A 20,343-nucleotide genomic window follows, 5' to 3' on the forward strand; every position below is an offset into this window, starting at 1 on the left:
CATGCCAAAAGATATTTTAAATATTTTAGGAGTCGAAGTTCCTCCTGGTAAAAGTGTTACCGTAACCTTTGAAGTGGCAAAATTACATACCAGAAACACGTTAGAAGTTCCTATTATAATTGAACGATCTAAAAAACCTGGCCCAACAGTTTTAATGACTGCTGGTATCCATGGAGATGAAGTTAATGGCGTAGAAATTGTGAGACAAATTATCGCCAAAGGCATTAACAAACCTAAAACAGGTACCATTATCTGCGTACCTGTCATCAATGTTTTTGGGTTCTTAAATATGGACCGCCTTTTTCCTGATGGTCGAGATTTAAATCGTGTTTTTCCTGGGAATTCTAAAGGCTCTTTAGCTAGTAGAGTGGCTAATTTTGTTATGACCGAATTGGTACCACATATTGATTTTACTATGGATTTCCATACCGGAGGAGCTGGTCGATTTAATGCCGCTCAAATTAGAATTGTAAGAGATAATGCAAAACTTACAGAATTAGCTCATGTTTTTGGTGCTCCTTTTATTTACTATTCTCAAAACTTAAATAAATCCTTTAGAAACGCTTGTGATAAGGCTGGTGTACCAATGCTATTGTTTGAAGGTGGAAAATCATTTAATATTGATACAAATATCACCAATACAGGTGTTAATGGAGCAAAACGGGTTTTACATCATTTAGGCATGCTAAGAAGCAAGTTTAAAGTTTCTAGACCTAAGGTTAACGCCGTAGTCATTAAAGACAGTAAGTGGCTCAGAGCTAAGTATTCAGGAATGTTTAAAGCCACTGTAAGCATAAATACATATGTAGATAAAGGACAAGTCTTAGGGAATATTACAGATCCTTATGGTAGTTTTAACTTTTTTGTAAAAGCGCCAAATGCCGGTTATATTTTTAATGTCAACGAATCACCTATAATTTACCAAGGTGATGCTATTTTCCATATTTCTACAGAGATTGAATCCCAATGAGCAAGCCTTTATTAAGAAAAAAATACAAAGATTTACGCCAAGCGCTATCCGAAACCCAAGTTGAAGATTACAGTTTAGCCATTGCCAATAAGCTGCTATCATTAGACATTTGGAATAAAACCTTTTATCATATTTTCTTAACTATTGAAGAACAAAAGGAAATCAATACCGATTATATTCTAAATATTCTATCAGGAAAAGATAAAAACATTGTGATTTCTAAAAGTAATTTTGAAGATTATTCCATGACGCATTATCTACTTATGGATAACACCAAAATTATAAAGAATACATATAATATTCCTGAACCTGTGGATGGTATTGAAATTCCATCCTCGCAATTAGAAGTGGTTTTTATTCCACTTTTAGCTTTTGATAACACAGGACATCGCATTGGATATGGGAAAGGTTTCTACGATCGGTTTTTAGCAGATTGTAAACCTGAAACTTTAAAAATTGGCTTGTCTTTTTTTGATGTTGAAACTGAAACTTTTGAAGCGTCAGAAATGGATGTTAAACTGGACTATTGTGTAACTCCGAATCAGGTGTTTCAATTTTAGAAGGTTCTTCAAATGCTTTTTTATTAAACACAATTAAAATTCCTATTCCGGTACTAATCGCCATATCGGCAACATTAAACACAGGATCAAAGAACGAAAAGTATTTGCCTCCAATCAATGGTACGTTATCTGGTATTACACCACTCCAAATTGGAAAATGTAGCATATCGACCACGTTACCATGAAACACCGTAGCATAGCCACCTTCTTCTGGTAAAAACTCCGCTACCTGCATTACACTGTCATTAAACAAAACACCATAGAATACAGAATCTATAATATTTCCTAAAGCCCCTGCAAAAATTATTGAAATCGCAAAAATTAAAGTTTTAGACTTCTTCTTCTTCGTGACATCAATGAGCCAAAGTGCAATACCTGTTACGGCCACAATTCTAAATAAGGTTAAAACCAATTTTGCGGTTTCATCTGAAATAAAACTTACAAAATCACTCAATTTCGTACCCCAAGCCATGCCATCATTTTCGATAAAAGCAATTTTAAACCATGAAAACACAGTAATATCTTCTCCTAACTGAAAATGTGTTTTGATGTAAATTTTACTAATTTGATCAATCAGTAGAATCACAACAATGATAATTGTAGCTTTCTTTAACGACATGCAATGATTTTGAGTAAAAATAAGCGTTTAATCTGGCTTAACAACGGTAATATTTCCATTTATAGACTTCAATTTCCATATTGAAATTTGATTAGAAAAATCATCTACAGTAATTTTTCCATGATTAGAATGCGCTTGAATAGCTGCACTTTCGGTTATAACGTTAATATCACCATCTAAAGTATTTATGGTTGCTGTTTCCGCTGCACCTACAAAATCACATTGTCCTTCTAACAATGCAACATAACACGATTTAAAATTCCCCTCTAAATATACTGAACCAATATCACTTTTAATAGTTAACGAAAGATTCTCTGGAACTTCCATTTGCAATACGGCCGCAATCACCTTGTGAGCATTACGTTTATCGTCTGGAATATCACCAAATGACAAATGCTCTAAACGTAATTTTAGTGTAGTATCTTTTTGTGTTATTACTATCTGGTAATCATTTTGATATTCGCCATCTAACGTTGATTTAACCTTTATTTTATTTGTTTTTGAAGTTGAAATCGCTATTGAAAAAACTTGATCTCCATCTATTGAAATCATTTCTATCCCAGTTGCTTGTATCGTCTTTTCTAAAACATTCTGAGCTTTGGCACTTAGCGTATTAAAAATAAAAAGTACAAAAAAAGCCATGAAATTAATATTCCATGGCTTTATGATTTTGTTTTTATTCAAAATAGAATCTCATGTCATTGAGATTCCTGCTTTCGCAGGAATGTTACTGCATATTTTTAGCTTCGATACTTAAAGTGGCGTGTGGTACTAATTTTAAACGTTCTTTGTTTATAAGTTTCCCGGTTACACGACATACACCATAAGTTTTATTTTCAATACGAATGATGGCGTTTTTTAAATCGCGAATAAACTTCTCTTGACGAATTGCCAAAGCAGAATTTGCTTCCTTACTCATGGTAGCACTTCCTTCTTCAAAGGCTTTGAACGTTGGAGATGTATCATCCGTTCCATTATCAAAGTCATTCATATACGCACTTTTAATAAGTTGTAAATCGTGCTCTGCTTTTTTTATTTTTTCTTGAAGTATAACTCTAAATTCTTCTAAATCTTTATCCGAATATCTGTTTTTAATTTCTTCTGCCATTATATTAATGTTTTTTAATAAACAATTTAGTATTTACGTCATCAAATACAATTTCTATACCATTGTTTAAGGTGTCCATAATTTGTAATTCTTCAGTTAATGTTTCCGATTTAATATACGCTTCATTTGAAGATATGGCCTTTACAATTTGGTCATCTTTTAGAATTTGTACGTCAATTCTATCTGTAAGCTCAAATCCTGAATCTTTACGTAGGTTTTGAATACGATTTACTAGTTCTCTAGCAATCCCTTCTTTACGTAAATCTTCATTGATGGTAACGTCTAAAGCTACTGTTAAAGCACCTTCATTAGCCACAAGCCATCCTTCAATATCTTGCGATGTAATCTCTACATCTTCCAATCCTAAAGTAACGGTTTTTTCTCCAATTTTAATATCTAATTGACCTTTTTGCTCAATATTTTTAATATCATCAGCACTAAATTGAGCTACCATACTAGCAATCAACTTCATATCCTTACCAAACTTAGGCCCTAAAGTCTTAAAATTAGGTTTTATCTGCTTTACTAAGATATCTGAGGCGTCTTCTAAAAGTTCAATTTCCTTAATATTGACTTCATGTTTAATTAACTCAGAAACAGCTTCTATTTCTTCTTTTTGTTGTTGATTCTGAACAGGAATCATTATTTTTTGAAGCGGCTGACGTACTTTAATCTTTTCTTTAGCCCTTAATGATAACACTAATGAACAGATCGTTTGTGCATTATACATTTTACGTTCTAAAACGACATCAATAACACTTGTATCTGCCTCAGGAAAATCTGCTAAATGTACACTTTCAAACGTTTCTTTTTTAGTCACGGCATTTAAATCTAAATACAGACGGTCCATAAAGAATGGTGCTATTGGTGCACCAAGCTTTGCGATGGTTTCCATACAGGTATAGAGGGTTTGGTAGGCCGAAATTTTATCGGTTTGGTAATCACCTTTCCAAAAACGTCTTCTACTTAAACGCACGTACCAGTTACTTAAATGGTCTTGTGTAAAGTCTGAAATGGCGCGCGCTGCCTTTGTAGGCTCATATTCTGCGTAATATTCATCAACACGCTGAATTAAAGTATTCAATTCCGATAACACCCAACGATCAATTTCTGGACGTTCTTCTAAAGGAATATCGGCTTCACTATAATTAAACCCATCAATATTGGTATATAAGGTAAAGAATGAATAGGTGTTATAAAGTGTTCCGAAGAATTTTCGACTTACCTCAGCAATCCCTTCGCTATCAAATTTTAAGTTATCCCAAGGATTTGCATTGCTTATCATATACCAACGTGTGGCATCTGCACCATATTTAGATAAGGTTTCAAAAGGATCTACGGCGTTACCTAAACGCTTAGACATCTTTTGACCGTTTTTATCTAAAACCAAGCCGTTAGACACCACATTTTTGTATGCCACAGAATCAAAAACCATAGTTCCAATAGCATGTAAGGTATAAAACCATCCACGTGTTTGGTCGACTCCTTCAGCAATAAAATCTGCAGGAAAGGCTTCGTTATTATCAATTAAGTTTTTGTTTTCAAAAGGATAATGCCATTGTGCATAAGGCATAGAGCCTGAATCGAACCACACATCTATTAAATCGCTTTCGCGTTTCATGGGTTGACCAGATGCTGAAACTAAGACGATTTTATCCACTACATTTTTGTGTAAATCGATAGTATCATAGTTGGCTTCAGACATGTTACCAACTTCAAATTCTGCAAAAATATCTTCAGACATCACGCCTGCTTCAACAGCTTTTGCCATTTCCGCTTTTAATTCAGCAACAGAACCAATACAGATTTGTTCTTTTCCATCCTCTGTTCTCCAGATTGGTAATGGAATTCCCCAAAAACGAGATCTAGATAAATTCCAGTCGTTTGCATTTGCTAACCAATTACCAAAACGACCTTCTCCAGTTGATTTTGGTTTCCAGTTAATGGTGGTATTTAACTCGTGCATTCTCCCTTTAACATCGGTAATTTTAATAAACCAAGAATCTAATGGATAGTATAAAATTGGTTTATCCGTTCTCCAACAATTTGGGTAACTGTGCTTATATTTTTCAACCTTAAAGGCCTTATTTTCTGTTTTTAATTGAATAGCAAGCTCTACATCTACAGAACGCTCCGGAGCTTCACCATCCTCATAATATTCATTCTTAACATATTTACCTGCATATTCCCCCATTTCTGGTCTAAACTTCCCTTGTAGGTCTACCAATGGCACTAAATTACCGTTTTCGTCTTTTACTAAAAGAGGTGGGATTTCTGGCGTGGCTTGTTTTGCAACCATGGCATCATCGGCTCCAAAGGTTGGTGCTGTATGTACGATACCTGTTCCATCTTCAATGGTTACAAAATCTCCAGAAATGACTCTGAAAGCATTTTCAGGATTATCGTTTGGTAACGCGTATGGTAATAACTGTTCGTAAGTTATACCTACTAAATCTTTTCCAACGAATTCTTTAACGACGTAATAAGGGATTTTTTTATCGCCTTCTTTGTACTCAATTAATTCTGGTTTGGTTTCAACACGTTTAAATTTTCCATCAAACTGTTTATTGACTAAATTCTTAGCCAATACCACATTCATCGGTTTAAAGGTGTATTGATTATAGGTTTCTACTAAAACATAATCAATCTTTGGACCAACCGTTAGTGCGGTATTACTCGGTAATGTCCAAGGCGTTGTGGTCCAAGCTAAGAAGAAAATATCTCCTTCATCTTGAAGAAAATCTGGCAATGAATCTGCGTTAGCTTTAAACTGAGCTACAACTGTTGTATCTGTAACATCTTGGTAGGTTCCTGGTTGATTTAATTCGTGTGAACTTAAACCTGTCCCTGCTTTTGGGGAATATGGCTGAATCGTATAGCCTTTATATATTAAATCTTTTTCGTAAATCTGTTTGAGCAACCACCATACACTCTCCATGTATTTAGACTTGTAAGTAATATAGGGATCGTCCATATCTACCCAATAGCCCATTTTTTGCGTAAGGTCATTCCAGATATCGGTATAACGCATCACTGCTTTTTTACAAGCTTCGTTATAGTCTTCTACGGTAATTTTTTTACCGATATCTTCTTTGGTAATACCCAATTCCTTTTCTACACCAAGTTCTACAGGTAAACCATGTGTATCCCAACCTGCTTTACGTTTAACTTGAAAACCTTTCATGGTTTTGTAGCGTGGAAAAATATCTTTAATTGCACGTGCTAAAACGTGGTGCACACCAGGTAAACCATTTGCAGAAGGAGGACCTTCAAAAAACACAAAAGGTGGTTTTCCTTCTCTTGTAGTTACACTTTTATCGAAGATATGGTTAGCTTCCCAATAGTTACCGATTTCATCTGCAACGTTTGGCAAGTTAAGTCCTTTGTATTCAGGGAACTTTGTGCTCATTATTCTGTTTTCTTATAAGTCTGCGAAATTAATGAATTTTAAGGAAAAAGAAGACTAATTTTTAAACCAGAAATCCAACCAAATCCTCAATCTTAGAAATGAGTTGAATTTTAATCACTGTCTTTTTTAAGGCTATTTTATTGTATTTAGACACAAAAATGGTTGAAAAGCCTAATTTTTCGGCTTCAAGAATACGTTGTTCTACACGTTGCACGGGTCTAATTTCACCTGATAAACCAACTTCTGCAGCAAAGCAAAAATCACTTTGTAAAGCGACATCTTCGTTAGAGGACAATATAGCTGCAACTACAGCTAAATCTATAGCAGGATCATCAACTGTGATACCACCTGTTATATTTAAAAAAACATCTTTGGCTCCCAAACGAAAACCGGCTCGTTTTTCTAAGACCGCCAACAACATATTTAATCGTTTAGCATTAAAACCTGTAGCAGAACGCTGTGGTGTTCCATAAACAGCAGTACTTACTAAAGCTTGCACTTCAATCATTAAGGGGCGTAAACCTTCTAAAGTTGCAGCAACTGCGTTCCCAGATAATTCTTCATCTTTTTCTGAAATTAATATTTCGGATGGATTAGAAACTTCTCTTAATCCTGAGCCTTGCATTTCATAAATTCCTAATTCGTTGGTTGAACCAAATCGATTTTTGTTAGCTCTTAAAATTCTAAATACATGATTACGATCACCTTCAAATTGTAAAACAGTATCAACCATGTGTTCCAAGATTTTTGGACCAGCGATATGGCCATCTTTAGTAATATGCCCAATTAACAAAACAGGTGTTGCCGTTTCTTTAGCAAATTTAATAAGCTCTGAAGTACATTCTTTTACTTGAGAAATGCTTCCTGCAGAAGATTCAATATAATCGCTATGGAGGGTTTGAATAGAATCGATAACCACAATATCGGGTTCCAAAGCTTCTATTTGCTTAAAAATGTTTTGTGTTTTTGTTTCGGTAAGAATGTAACAGTTATTGCTATTAGGTTGAATACGTTCGGCACGCATTTTTATTTGTTTCTGACTTTCTTCACCTGAAACATAAAGCGTTTTATACTCTAAATTTAACGCAATTTGAAGTAATAATGTACTCTTACCAATACCTGGTTCTCCTCCTAAAAGTGTTAAAGACCCAAGCACCATTCCACCTCCTAACACGCGATTAAATTCACCATCGCGCAGGTCTAAACGCGCTTCTTGTGACGTATCTATCTCATTAATTAGTAATGGTTTTGAAACCCGTTTTGAAGCTGTCGTAGGTGTTTTCCACCCACTTTTCTCAGGTTTTTGAATTACTTCTTCTGTAATGGTATTCCATGCTTTACAAGACGTACATTGACCTTGCCATTTTGCATATTGACTACCACAATTCTGACAAAAAAAAGTTGTTTTTACTTTAGCCATATTTATTTTCCGTAAAAACGGAAATCTCTTTAATTATAAATATGACAAAATTAAGACAATTTTAGTTGATGTCTTTAAACCAACCTATAATAGCTAAAACTTTTAATGTGGCCAATTTTGAAGGCCAATTTGAAAACAAAAATGTTTTTGTTTTCCCATATAAAGATTCAAAAAAATAATCAGATGATAATCTATATTTTCTAGTTCTCTTCCTCATCATCCTCGTTTTCATCATCGACATCAACCACAGTCAGCTCATCGATTTTAGAAAAAATATAATCTCTATCAATATGACTCACATCATTTAACGTTAACGCAGATTCATAAAGTTTTTTAGCCTTTTTTGTTTTACCTAACTTCTCTGCGGATTGTGCTAAATAATATGTTCCCATTAACGATTCTGGGTGAAGTTTATTTGCTAACGCCCCTAATTTACTTAAGGATTTGATATCTTCACGTTGTTCTGCAATTTTTATAACTTTCTCTATTTCGTCTTCACTAATTTCTTTTTTAATACCGAATAGTTTTTCTATTCTTTTGTATCTATCAGTTAAGTAATTATCTAAAGTCCCTTCATAAGGCAAAACTTTTTCTTCCAATTCTTTTTCTCGCAATGGATTATAAATATCAAAAATCTTTTCAAACGAACGTGCCAGAGCACTTGTAACTAACGTATAATGATTTTCGTCTTTAAAATCATCAAAATAATAGGTTAGATTTCGATTCTCAACCGCCTTTATTTGAGCATCAGTAGACAATATACTTTCTCGTATTTCTGGTATATCCTTTTCAGATGTTGCCAAATAATAGAAAATATCATCTTTAAAAAGTGATAAGCGCTTTGAAACAAAGTTATTTAATGACCCTATAAAATCTGGACTAATACACACATAAGCTTGAAAAGCTAAGCCTTCTTTAAACAAATAAGAGTTAATAAAATTCCCCATGTTATCATGACCAACCGCAACCCTAAACTTACTTGTATTGTATTTTTTATCTATATAAGGGAGTAATTCGTCTGAAACAAAATCGTGAAATCGAAGTCCTGATTCTGTTGGCAATCCCGTTGCTGGGTCATAGTAACCATCATAAAAACGGTTTTCACCTTGCATAATACCAACAACTATTGATCCTGGCATATTGTCAAAATACGTTTGAAAATCAACTTGACCCACAACAGGCTCGAACAAATAATCACCATCAAAAACAATAATTACAGGATACTTTTGATCCGCACCTGCATCATAATCTTTCGGTAATTTAATTTTTAGTTTACGTACGGCATTAAGTTCTGCCGAGGATATTTCCTGGTAAGTGACTTGTGCAAATGAAGCGGCACAAATTAAACATGCAAGAACTACGAAAATAGTTTTTCTCATGATAAGTAGGTTTAGATTTGGGATTCCAAACATACTAAATTATCGCCAAGTTGTCAATTTTTTTCGACGAAATACCCTATTCTTTCATTCTGTCTTGAATTTCGTACATTTTATCAAGCATCATTTCTTTATCAACAGATTGCGAAGGTTCTAGTAATAAGCCCGACTTATAACGCTGTAAGGCTCTTTTCAAATTACCTTCTTTTTCATTATACATACCTGAATAATACGCGCTTAGCATTGATTTAGGAAATTCTTTGCTAACGAGCTTTGATAATTTCTCTAAAGAATCTAGATCGTCTTTTTTATTACTAGCTGCGGCAATAGCTCTAATATCATTTTCAATCAATTTTTTTTCAAAACCATAAAAATGCTCTATGTCTTTATACTTTTTAATCAAATAATCGTAAGGGGATCCTTCAAAAGTCAACACTTTTTCCGAATATTCTTTAGCATTAATGGGTTTAAAAAGCGCAAATATCTGATTTAAAGCTTTCGGAATTCCTCTACCAACTAAAGAATAGTGATTGGCATCTTCAAAATCATCAAACTTATAAAGAAGCTTTTTATTCTCAATGCTCGAAATAATTGCATTATTTTCTAAAATTGAAGTCCGCATCGCTTTTATATCTGCATCCGCTGTCGCCATATAATAAAATGTCTCTTGGTTTAAAATAGAAAAACGCTCTTGCAATCTATTAATCATTTCTGGAGCAAAATCTGGACTTAATGCAACATAAGCTCTAAATAATGGCTCATCTTTAAATAAATAATAGTTTATAAAATTAGCACTCAAATCATGACCTACAATAATTCTAAAATTAGAGGCATTGTAATTTTCTTCAATAAATGGTAATAATTCAGCTGCCATAAACTCGTAAAACGCCGCTCCATTATGTGAAGGAAAAAAAGATTCATTATCGTAATAAAAATCATCAATCCGTGTTGTAGCCTGACTAATACCAACCACAATACAATCTGGAATATCTTCCCAATAAGACTGGTAATCAATGTTACCAGCAATAGGCTCAAACAAATAATCACCATCTAAAACAACTATTAGCGGGTATGAGCGCTTTTCTTCAGGATTATAATTTCTTGGTAATTGAATTTTTAATTCACGTTCCCCTTCAAGCTTATAAGAATCAATAGTTTTATAAATCGCCTGGGCTTGCATATTTAAGCCTATAAAAAGAGCGATAAGACATAGGTGAAAATTCTTCATGTTGCGCATAAACTAAAAATTTAAAGTAAGGTAAAAAATATTTTTATAATGATGTTTTCTTTCTATTGTAAATAGGTAAATATAGTAGTGACAAACCACCAATAACAATAATAACTAAGGTTTGCGTTGACCATAATATCCAACCAAACGCTCTACTAGGATCATCTGCCATACCAAATAATGAAAACGCAATAACAATAGCCTCAGGAAATGAGCCTATACCTCCATTGGTAGCCGCAATACTAAAACTAGATAAGATAAACCCAATTAAAATAGCTGCAATTGTTATGTGTTCTAATTCAGGTAAAGCAAATGTCGTAACATAAAACATGAGCACGTACATTCCCCAAATAAAGAAGGTATGCCCTATAAAAGCCCATTTTTTTTTCATCTTAAAAATACTAAGCGCCCCTTCTAATAGTCCGGTTACAAAGCTATTAACTTTTAAAGCGAATTTAGAGCTGCTTTTTTTTAAAAACACAAACAATAGCAAGCCCCCCAAAAGTAACACCGAACCACCTAAAAACAAAGAAGTTATATTAAATTTTTCCGCAAAAAAATTAAAAATAAATTCAAACTCTAAAAAAAAAGCGATGGTAATTATAGCAAGTAACATTATAGTATCTGCAATGCGTTCTGCAACGATAGTACCAAAACCTTTTTCAAAGGGAACCCCTTCATAATTCTTCAAAATGGTTGCTCTTACCACCTCTCCTGCTCTAGGAATAGTAAAATTTATTAGATATGCCGCATATACCGCCATTAGACTATTACCAAACTTAGGTTTAAAACCTAATGGTTCTACCATGTAAAGCCACCGATAAGCTCTAGACATATGACTTAGTACACCTAATGAAACACCAAGAATTATCCAACTATAATCAGCATCTTTAAAATATTGAATTAAAGTTGGTATGGAAATTTTAGACAAAGAATACCACACTAAGCCAACCCCTAAGAGCAATGGCAAAACAACTTTTAGGATGGATTTAGGTTTGCCCACGCTTTACTTTAGAAGATTAGTAGCTTCGTCTGGAAACACTAAGGAAGGCTTAAACACTTTAGCTTCTTCAATATCCATAAATGCGTAAGTAATAAGAATAAGCGTATCTCCTACAGCTACTTTTCGCGCCGCAGCTCCGTTAAGGGTTATTTCACCACTATTACGAGGGCCAGGAATACAATAGGTCTCTAAACGCTCACCATTGTCGTTATTAACAATCTGAACTTTTTCACCTTGTATTATATTAGCCGCTTCCATTAAGTCCTCGTCAATAGTTATACTACCAATGTAATTAAGTTTGGCTCCTGTAACCTTTACACGATGAATTTTAGATTTTACAACTTGTATTTGCATACCACAAAGATAATTAATTTAAAGCGATATTATCTATCAATCTTATATCGCCTGCATATACAGCTATAAATGCTCTATATGTCTTTTTTGTTGATTTTCGTTTTACCGGTTTTAAGGTCGCAATATCCGCAATAACAAAATACTCTAACTCTAAGAGTGGTTGTTTTTTAAATTGCTCAGTAACCCATTCCGTTACTAGTTTAGCACTTTCTGTGCCAAACTTAGTTTTGGCAGATTTTAGTGTTTTATAAATAAATGGAGCAGCAGCCCTATGTGCCGATGAAAGTCTTGCATTTCTAGAATCTCATAGCTAAACCATCTTCAGCTCTGTGAATCGGACAACCAACAACTTTAACAGGGATGTCATGTAGCTCTAACAACTTTCTAATAATTTGTAATTGCTGAAAGTCCTTCTCCCCAAAATAAGCAAAATCGGGCTTAACAATTTCAAATAAACGTTTAACAATAGTACCAACTCCATCAAAATGCCCTTGCCTAAAGGCACCTTCCATTTCATGCTCTAAACCATCATAACTAAAGGCCTCTGACGTAATATTACTGCCATAAATATCTTCCTCGGAAGGAGCATAAACAATAATACGACTATCACTCACCGTAGTCAATAAGGCAATATCAGCCTCTAAAGTTCTTGGATATTTAACCAAATCTTCAGCATTGTTGAACTGGGTGGGATTAACAAAAATGCTAACAACAACAAAGTCGTTTTCACTTAACCCTTTATCAACCAATGACAAGTGTCCTTTATGCAATGCACCCATTGTAGGCACAAACCCTATTGAGCTTTTTTTAGCTCTTAAAGCATCAATATGATGCGACAAATCTGTTTTATTTAGAAATCTTTTCACTGTGATAACAAAAAATTAACGCGTGCAAACATAATATAATACTAGCAATCTGCACAAATTTTTGTAATTTTGCATGTTTTTTACTATTAATTTCAAAAGCAGCAGATTTATGAAAGATAAACGAATATTATATGTGTCCTCGGAAGTTGTTCCATATTTACCAGAAACTGAAATTTCTTCAATGTCATTTGAAGCCCCAAGAATGGTGAACAAACAAGGAGGTCAGATAAGAATATTTATGCCTCGCTTTGGAAATATCAACGAGAGAAGACATCAACTTCATGAAGTAATTAGACTATCGGGTATTAATTTAGTCATTAATGATTTGGATATGCCTCTGATTATAAAAGTAGCATCTATTCCAAAAGAACGCATTCAAGTTTACTTTATTGATAATGAAGATTATTTTAAAAGAAAAGCAACCTTAACAGATGAAGACGGAAAATTGTTTTCTGACAATGATGAACGTGCCATTTTCTTTGCAAAAGGTGTTATTGAAACTGTTAAAAAATTGAATTGGGCTCCAGACATTATTCATGTTAATGGTTGGTTGGCTTCCTTATTGCCTTTATACTTAAAAGAGTTTTATAAAACAGAACCATTGTTTACTGAAAGTAAAATAGTTACCTCTGTATACAATCAAAGCTTTGAAGGTACGTTAGATAAAGATATGATATCTAAAGTAAATTTTGACGGATTAGATACTGAGGCAACACAATTATTAAAACAACCTGATTATATTAACTTAATGAAGGTTGCTATAGATAATTCTGACGCTATTATTAGAGGATCTGAAGCACTACCTGAGGAATTAGACACTTATTTAAACAATTTAACAAAACCTGTATTGGACTATTATTCTATTGACGAATTTGCAGACCCCTATACAGAATTTTATAATAATGCTGTCTTAAACAGTTAATACGACTTATGAAAAAAAACAGAATTACCCTCCAGGTTATATCTTTCGGTTTAATTATTCTAAGCTTTGTGGCTTGCGATAATGATTTTGCATCCTTAGAATCTGATGTTCTTAACAGTGATGTCGCAACTAACTTTGATATAGATTCAAAAAAATACGATGTTATAACTTACACAAAAAAACTAGGACCAGTTCAAACCAACAGACTCGGTCTAAGCACCCTAGGCATCTATGATGATCTTTATGGCAGAACAACAGCTAGTTTTGTAACTCAGGTTACACCTAGTATCTATAATCCAACCTTTGGAGACGATGTTCAAATTGACTCTGTAGTGCTAAATCTGCCTTATTTTAGTGAAGCAACAGGTTTTGACGATAACGGTAATACATTATATACTTTAGACTCGGTAATATCTAAAGGAGAAAATTATAATAAAATAAAATTGAGAATCTTTGAAAACAATTATTTTATTAGAGATTTTGACCCGAGTGGGAGTTTTGATGAGAGTCAAGTGTATTATTCAGATAAAACAGCAACAAACTCAGAAGTCATTTCTGAAGGAGTTTTAGAAGGTGAAGAATTAACTTTTATTGATAATGATGATCCTAACGGAGATGTTTATGGTAATATTATTACAATAAGCGAAAAGGGCCACATACTTACCGATGTTAATGATATCGATGACGATGGTAATAAAACCGTCTTATTGAGACAGCCACCTGGTATAAGAATAAAACTAGATCCGGACTTTTGGCTAAATAAAATTTTTGAAAAAGAAGGGGACCCGGTTTTAAGCAACCAAAATAATTTCACTAATTACTTTAGAGGCTTATACTTTAAAGCTGAGGCCGTTAATAATGATGGTAGTTTTCTTATCTTAAATACAGGAAGTGCTAATAATGCAAATGTTACTATTTATTATACAAAACTAACAGCATCAACTACGGATGACCCAGATCTTACAGATCAGTCTACTGTTGTTCTCAACTTTGGCACAAATAAAATTAATTTCCTTGAAAACACGTTTTCACAACCAATACCTGATGGAGATGAAAATCTTGGAGATAACGAAATATATTTAAAAGGAGGACAAGGATCTGTCGCTGGCATAAAACTATTTGATGGTTTTGATAATGATGCAGGTATTAGTGAGTTCGATAAATTCAGAAACGATTTTGTTAACCTAAACCCTGACGACAATACCTTTGAGAGTTCTAAACGCCTAGTAAATGAAGCAAATCTTGTTTTTTATGTTGATAGAAATCAACTCGACTTATTAAACGAAGACCCAAACAACGAACCAGATCGCCTTTATTTGTATGATATGACAAATAAAACACCTTTAATCGATTATGATTTAGATATCACAAATACTAGCTTACCTTCGTTCTCTAAAGCTAATCATCTTGGAATTTTACAACGTGTTGACGATGAATCTGATGCGGACTACGAAAAAGGGGTTAAATATAAAATGAAAATCACTGAACATATTAATAATTTATTATTGAGAGATTCAACAAATGTTGAACTTGGTCTCGCTGTTTCTTTAAATGTAAATATTGAAGATCCTAGTATTAGTATCTCACAGAATAAAGTTAAAACTATTGATGGTTCAGATGAAACTGTTCCTGTAAGTTCCATTTTAACACCAAGAGGAACCATATTGTATGGCAATAGAGTGTCAGATGACAGTAAACGTGTGTATTTAGAAATATATTACACAGAACCAAATTAAAAAAACAAACCTATGTGCGGAATTGTTGGATATATTGGCCATAGAGAGGCTTATCCTATTATTATAAAAGGACTTCAAAGATTAGAATACAGAGGCTACGATAGTGCTGGTATTGCCTTATACGATGGTAATGCAATTAAGCTATCAAAAACCAAAGGCAAGGTTTCTGATCTTAAAAACAAAATAGAAAGTGAGATTTCAACTCAAGGAACGCTAGGTATTGGTCATACACGTTGGGCTACACATGGTGTCCCAAATGATGTCAATTCTCATCCACACTACTCTAATTCTGGAGATTTAGTAATTATTCATAATGGTATCATTGAAAATTATGATTCCTTAAAGAAGGAATTAATTAAACGTGGATACACTTTTCAATCAGATACAGATACAGAAGTATTGGTAAATCTTATTGAAGAAATAAAGAAAAACGACAACCTAAAGTTAGGTAAAGCAGTTCAAATTGCCCTAAACCAAGTTGTAGGTGCATACGCCATCGCTGTTTTTGATAAAAACAAACCAAACGAGATTGTTGTAGCAAAACTCGGTAGTCCATTAGCCATTGGTATTGGTGATGATGAGTTTTTTATAGCAAGTGATGCCTCGCCTTTTATTGAATATACTAAGAATGCCATTTATCTTGAAGATGAAGAAATGGCAATTGTTAGAAGAGGTAAAAAAATAAAAGTTAGAAAAATTAAAAATGATGTTTTAGTTGATCCATACATTCAAGAACTTCAACTTAACCTTGAACAAATTGAAAAAGGAGGCTACGATCATTTTATGCTCAAAGAAATCTATGAACAGCCAAGTGCTATTTTAGACACCTTTAGAGGTCGACTTTTAAGTAACGAAGCCATTATTAAAATGTCTGGGGTTGAGGATAATATGAAAAAATTCTTAGCAGCAGATCGTATCATAATCGTAGCATGTGGTACATCTTGGCATGCTGGTTTAGTTGCAGAATATATTTTTGAAGATTTAGCTAGAATCCCTGTCGAAGTAGAATATGCCTCAGAATTCAGATATAGAAATCCTGTAATAACAGAAAAAGATATTGTTATCGCTATTTCTCAATCAGGAGAAACCGCAGATACTTTAGCCGCTATAAAATTAGCAAAATCTAAAGGAGCATTTGTTTTTGGAGTTTGTAATGTTGTAGGTTCAACAATCGCAAGAGAAACAGACGCAGGCGCCTATACACATGCTGGCCCAGAAATAGGTGTTGCATCAACAAAAGCATTTACAACGCAGATCACGGTTCTAACTTTAATGGCACTCCGATTAGCAAGAGCCAAAGGAACAATGTCTAGTTCAGAATTCAGACACCATCTTATTGAATTAGAAACAATACCAAGCAAAGTTGAAGAAGCTTTAAAATCTGATGCTTACGTAAAAACTGTAGCAGATATCTATAAAGATTCTACAAACTTCTTATATTTAGGTCGTGGTTTTAATTTCCCAGTAGCATTAGAAGGGGCTTTAAAACTAAAAGAAATATCTTACATCCACGCAGAAGGCTATCCTGCTGCTGAAATGAAACATGGTCCTATCGCTTTAATCGATGAACAAATGCCTGTTGTAGTTATTGCGACTAAAAAAGGACATTACGAAAAAGTAGTTAGTAATATTCAAGAAATAAAATCGAGAAAAGGTAAAATTATCGGTATTGTAACAAAAGGTGACACTAGCGTTAAGGAATTAGCCGATCACGTAATTGAGGTTCCAGAAACCTTAGAGTGTCTTACCCCTTTACTGACCACTATACCATTACAATTATTATCGTATCACATTGCCGTAATGCTAAATAAAAACGTAGATCAACCTCGTAATTTAGCTAAATCTGTTACTGTAGAGTAGTAAGATTTTTATAAAAATCATCTTTCTGAAGCCTTAAAATTGAATAATTATCAGTTTTAAGGCTTTATTTTATCAATAAAAAGCTATGCACGCATAATTTTTATATATTTATTCATTAATATTCATATATTTAATTAAATTGCTAATCTAATAAATTAACTAATCTCTAACATGAAGACAATTTTAAAGCTTTTCACGATGCTTTTTTGCGTGGTATCTTTTGCACAAACCACTATAAAAGGTACAATTAATGACAATACTGGGTTACCATTACCTGGTGCAAACATTGTAGTAGTAGGTACTAGTACAGGTACCGTATCAGATTTTGATGGAAACTACTCTTTAAAAGTAACACAACAACTCCCTTTCTCAATTCGTGTAAGTTACGCTGGTTTCGAACCTCAGACTATTGAAATAACAGAGAACAACCAAACAGTAAATATTACATTAGCTGAAGGTAACGAATTAGACGAAGTTGTAATTTCTGCTTCTCGTACGCCAGAGCGAATTTTTGAATCTCCTGTCACAGTAGAGCGTTTTGGTTTAAAAGAAATTAAAAACACGGCTTCAGCAGATTTTTACGGTGGTTTAGAAAACTTAAAAGGTGTAGATGTCAACACTAGTAGTTTAACCTTTAAGTCGGTAAACACAAGAGGTTTTGCAACAACCGCAAACACACGTTTTATGCAATTAGTTGATGGAATGGATAATTCTACACCTGCTTTAAATTTCCCAATAGGAAACCTTGTCGGTATGGTTGAAACAGATGTGCATAGTGTTGAATTATTACCAGGAGCATCTTCTGCATTATATGGTGCAAATGCCTTTAATGGTATTTTATTTATGCGAAGTAAAAATCCTTTCGATCATCAAGGTATTAGAGTTGCTATCAAAAAAGGAATTACCTCACAAGAAGCCGCAGGCGATAATGAATATACAGATGTAAGTCTAAGTATGGCTTATAAATTTAGCGATAAATTTGCCGCTAAAATAAACTTCGGTTATTTAAATGGTACGGATTGGGCCGCAACGAGCGAAGTTGACAGTGATATGTTTGGTGGTACAAGAGCTACTAACTTAAACTACAATGGAATTAACGTTTATGGAGATGAAGTGTCTGCAAATATTAATGATTTATCAGGAGGAACTGGCATTGTTCCAGATGTATTTGTAAGTAGAACAGGATATAACGAACGCGATTTAACAGAGCATAAAGCGCAAAGTATTAAAGCGGATTGGGGATTATATTACCGTCCAATAGAAGATAGTAATTTTGAAATACAATATGTAGGTAAAGTAGGTACTGGTACAACAATATACCAAGGAACTAACCGCTATAATATTGATGGATTCTTTCAAGAACAACATAAAATAGAATTAAAGAACGACAATTATTATTTAAGAGGTTACGTCGTTGGTGATAAAGCTGGTGATTCTTACGATATGGTATTTACTGGGATAAATATTAACAGAGCTTGGAAAAGTGATGCGGATTGGTTTGGTGATTACATAAATACTTACGTAGCCGCAACTTTAGGTGGTGGTGCTACAGATGCTCAAGCCCATGCTGCCGCAAGAGCAGCCGCAGAAAGTGGAAGATTTGAACCAGGTTCAGCAGAATTCAAGAGTGCATTCAATAGAATTATAAAGGACCCTGATTTAGCTACAGGATCTCAATTCCGAGATGCTTCTAAATACTATCATGCCGATGGTAATTACAATTTTAGCCACCTAACTGATATTGCTGATATCCAAGTTGGGGGATCTTACCGAAAATATAAATTAAACTCTTTCGGATCTATCTACACAGATTACGATGGTACTATTGACTATAGTGAGTTCGGTGTTTATACACAAGTTCAAAAAAACTTAGAACTTAATGATGATATGGAATTGAAAATAACAGCGTCTGCACGTTATGATAAATCAGAATTCTTTGATGGTTTTGTATCACCTAGACTTTCATTAGGTTTAACATTAAACAAAAACCATAACATTAGAGCCTCTGCTCAAACTGGATTTAGAAATCCAACAACTCAAGATTTATTTATTGGATTAGATGCCGGTAGAGCTATATTAGTGGGATCTGCACCAGATAATTTAGATCGCTATTCTAGAGATTTCACATCAAGTAACGGAACCGTTTACACACAAACTGGTGCTGCCGCATACAATAACTCTTACACAGCATCTTCTGTACAACAGTTAGCAGCAACGGGTGATCCTTCTGTTTTAAAAATAGCGAATCCTAACCTTGTATCTCCAGAGAAAGTAAGTTCTGTAGAAATTGGATATAGAGGTAAATTTGATAAAGTGACTATAGACTTTAGCACCTATTATAATAAGTACAAAGACTTCATTTCTTCAGAGGTTGTAATAGCACCACTATACGGATCTGTTGCAGATGGTTCAGCAGTTGCCGCTATAGCTAATAGTGATTTCACTACATATAGTGCATATACAAATTCTGATGTAGACGTTAATTCTTATGGAGCGTCAATAGGATTATCTACTAAAGTGATGGGTGATTTCGACCTAGGTGGAAGTTATACATTTACAAAACAAGATTTTGATCAAGCTGCTAATCCTAATTTTGAAACCAACTTTAACACGCCAGAACACAAGTTTAAAGCGCATTTTGGTAACACAGAGTTATTTAAAAACTTTGGATTCAACGTTGCATACAAATTTACTGATGATTATTTCTGGGAAGCAACTTTCGGTGACGGTATTGTACCAGAATTCCACACCGTTGATGCACAAATTAGTTACACTATTCCAACCTTAAAGTCTACAATTAAGATCGGTGGTACAAATATTGGAGGTAAAGAATACTTCACTGTATTTGGATCAGGTTATATCGGCTCAATGTATTATGCTTCTTGGACAATTAATAACTTATAAAAAATAGC

The 20,343-nt window shown here is 33.9% G+C and carries 15 protein-coding genes and 1 pseudogene; 6 read left to right on the forward strand and 10 right to left on the reverse strand.

Going from position 1 to position 20,343, the window contains the following annotated elements:
• The first annotated feature begins 1 nt into the window (after window position 1).
• Window positions 2–970, forward strand: coding sequence for a succinylglutamate desuccinylase/aspartoacylase family protein (locus ACXGSQ_RS02145; protein ID WP_458628006.1), 969 nt, complete (start codon window positions 2–4; stop codon window positions 968–970).
• Window positions 967–1,530, forward strand: coding sequence for a 5-formyltetrahydrofolate cyclo-ligase (locus ACXGSQ_RS02150; protein WP_458628007.1), 564 nt, complete (start codon window positions 967–969; stop codon window positions 1,528–1,530). The genes ACXGSQ_RS02145 and ACXGSQ_RS02150 overlap by 4 nt, the downstream gene beginning before the upstream one ends.
• Here ACXGSQ_RS02150 and ACXGSQ_RS02155 read toward each other — a convergent pair.
• From ACXGSQ_RS02155 to panC, 10 genes and pseudogenes are all read right to left on the reverse strand, one after another.
• Window positions 1,484–2,149: a lipoprotein signal peptidase gene (locus ACXGSQ_RS02155; RefSeq protein WP_458628008.1), complete on the reverse strand. Its 666-nt coding sequence runs from the start codon at window positions 2,147–2,149 to the stop codon at window positions 1,484–1,486. The genes ACXGSQ_RS02150 and ACXGSQ_RS02155 overlap by 47 nt on opposite strands.
• A 27-nt stretch (window positions 2,150–2,176) precedes the next feature.
• Window positions 2,177–2,791, reverse strand: a complete 615-nt coding sequence (locus ACXGSQ_RS02160; RefSeq protein WP_458628009.1) for a hypothetical protein — start codon at window positions 2,789–2,791, stop codon at window positions 2,177–2,179.
• An 85-nt stretch (window positions 2,792–2,876) separates the two neighbouring features.
• Window positions 2,877–3,257 carry a TraR/DksA family transcriptional regulator gene (locus ACXGSQ_RS02165; RefSeq protein WP_458628010.1) on the reverse strand — a complete coding sequence of 127 codons (381 nt, stop codon included), beginning with the start codon at window positions 3,255–3,257 and terminating at the stop codon, window positions 2,877–2,879.
• Between the two features lie 4 nt (window positions 3,258–3,261).
• A complete protein-coding gene (gene ileS / locus ACXGSQ_RS02170) occupies window positions 3,262–6,666 on the reverse strand; it encodes an isoleucine--tRNA ligase (protein ID WP_458628011.1) in 3,405 nt (1,134 codons plus the stop codon).
• 61 nt (window positions 6,667–6,727) lie between these two features.
• The gene (radA, locus tag ACXGSQ_RS02175; protein WP_458628012.1) at window positions 6,728–8,086 is read right to left on the reverse strand and encodes a DNA repair protein RadA; all 1,359 of its coding nucleotides are present in this window, start codon (window positions 8,084–8,086) and stop codon (window positions 6,728–6,730) included.
• A gap of 200 nt (window positions 8,087–8,286) precedes the next feature.
• Window positions 8,287–9,465, reverse strand: a complete 1,179-nt coding sequence (locus tag ACXGSQ_RS02180; protein WP_458628013.1) for an alpha/beta hydrolase — start codon at window positions 9,463–9,465, stop codon at window positions 8,287–8,289.
• Window positions 9,466–9,541: 76 nt separating this feature from the next.
• Window positions 9,542–10,690, reverse strand: a complete 1,149-nt coding sequence (locus ACXGSQ_RS02185) for an alpha/beta hydrolase (RefSeq protein ID WP_458628014.1) — start codon at window positions 10,688–10,690, stop codon at window positions 9,542–9,544.
• Between the two features lie 43 nt (window positions 10,691–10,733).
• Entirely contained in the window at window positions 10,734–11,693 is a 960-nt protein-coding gene (locus ACXGSQ_RS02190) for a lysylphosphatidylglycerol synthase transmembrane domain-containing protein (RefSeq protein ID WP_458628015.1), read from the reverse strand.
• A 3-nt stretch (window positions 11,694–11,696) separates the two neighbouring features.
• Window positions 11,697–12,047, reverse strand: coding sequence for an aspartate 1-decarboxylase (panD, locus tag ACXGSQ_RS02195; protein ID WP_215935692.1), 351 nt, complete (start codon window positions 12,045–12,047; stop codon window positions 11,697–11,699).
• Between the two features lie 13 nt (window positions 12,048–12,060).
• Window positions 12,061–12,913 (reverse strand): annotated as a pseudogene (gene panC, locus ACXGSQ_RS02200) (pantoate--beta-alanine ligase).
• Window positions 12,914–13,022: 109 nt separating this feature from the next.
• On the opposite strand from panC, the gene ACXGSQ_RS02205 reads away from it, so the two are divergent.
• The 4 genes from ACXGSQ_RS02205 (at window position 13,023) to ACXGSQ_RS02220 (ending at window position 20,335) form a co-directional block, all read left to right on the forward strand.
• Complete coding sequence (locus ACXGSQ_RS02205; protein WP_458628016.1) at window positions 13,023–13,835, forward strand: glycogen/starch synthase; 813 nt, start codon at window positions 13,023–13,025, stop codon at window positions 13,833–13,835.
• An 8-nt stretch (window positions 13,836–13,843) separates the two neighbouring features.
• Window positions 13,844–15,571 (forward strand): DUF4270 domain-containing protein, encoded by a 1,728-nt coding sequence (locus ACXGSQ_RS02210; protein ID WP_458628017.1) that lies wholly within the window; start codon window positions 13,844–13,846, stop codon window positions 15,569–15,571.
• A 12-nt stretch (window positions 15,572–15,583) separates the two neighbouring features.
• Entirely contained in the window at window positions 15,584–17,431 is a 1,848-nt protein-coding gene (gene glmS, locus ACXGSQ_RS02215; protein ID WP_458628018.1) for a glutamine--fructose-6-phosphate transaminase (isomerizing), read from the forward strand.
• Between the two features lie 171 nt (window positions 17,432–17,602).
• Window positions 17,603–20,335, forward strand: a complete 2,733-nt coding sequence (locus ACXGSQ_RS02220; RefSeq protein ID WP_458628019.1) for a TonB-dependent receptor — start codon at window positions 17,603–17,605, stop codon at window positions 20,333–20,335.
• Window positions 20,336–20,343: the final 8 nt, after the last annotated feature.

This window comes from Winogradskyella sp. PC D3.3 (assembly GCF_054366245.1).

Coding starts and splice junctions, on each gene's coding strand:
- ACXGSQ_RS02210 (WP_458628017.1), top strand. CDS start 13,844: ATGAAAAAAAACAGAATTACCCTCCAGGTTATATCTTTCGGTTTAATT.
- ACXGSQ_RS02220 (WP_458628019.1), top strand. CDS start 17,603: ATGAAGACAATTTTAAAGCTTTTCACGATGCTTTTTTGCGTGGTATCT.
- ACXGSQ_RS02160 (WP_458628009.1), bottom strand. CDS start 2,791: ATGGCTTTTTTTGTACTTTTTATTTTTAATACGCTAAGTGCCAAAGCT.
- ACXGSQ_RS02205 (WP_458628016.1), top strand. CDS start 13,023: ATGAAAGATAAACGAATATTATATGTGTCCTCGGAAGTTGTTCCATAT.
- ACXGSQ_RS02165 (WP_458628010.1), bottom strand. CDS start 3,257: ATGGCAGAAGAAATTAAAAACAGATATTCGGATAAAGATTTAGAAGAA.
- glmS (WP_458628018.1), top strand. CDS start 15,584: ATGTGCGGAATTGTTGGATATATTGGCCATAGAGAGGCTTATCCTATT.
- ACXGSQ_RS02145 (WP_458628006.1), top strand. CDS start 2: ATGCCAAAAGATATTTTAAATATTTTAGGAGTCGAAGTTCCTCCTGGT.
- ACXGSQ_RS02150 (WP_458628007.1), top strand. CDS start 967: ATGAGCAAGCCTTTATTAAGAAAAAAATACAAAGATTTACGCCAAGCG.
- ACXGSQ_RS02155 (WP_458628008.1), bottom strand. CDS start 2,149: ATGTCGTTAAAGAAAGCTACAATTATCATTGTTGTGATTCTACTGATT.
- radA (WP_458628012.1), bottom strand. CDS start 8,086: ATGGCTAAAGTAAAAACAACTTTTTTTTGTCAGAATTGTGGTAGTCAA.
- ACXGSQ_RS02180 (WP_458628013.1), bottom strand. CDS start 9,465: ATGAGAAAAACTATTTTCGTAGTTCTTGCATGTTTAATTTGTGCCGCT.
- panD (WP_215935692.1), bottom strand. CDS start 12,047: ATGCAAATACAAGTTGTAAAATCTAAAATTCATCGTGTAAAGGTTACA.
- ileS (WP_458628011.1), bottom strand. CDS start 6,666: ATGAGCACAAAGTTCCCTGAATACAAAGGACTTAACTTGCCAAACGTT.
- ACXGSQ_RS02185 (WP_458628014.1), bottom strand. CDS start 10,690: ATGAAGAATTTTCACCTATGTCTTATCGCTCTTTTTATAGGCTTAAAT.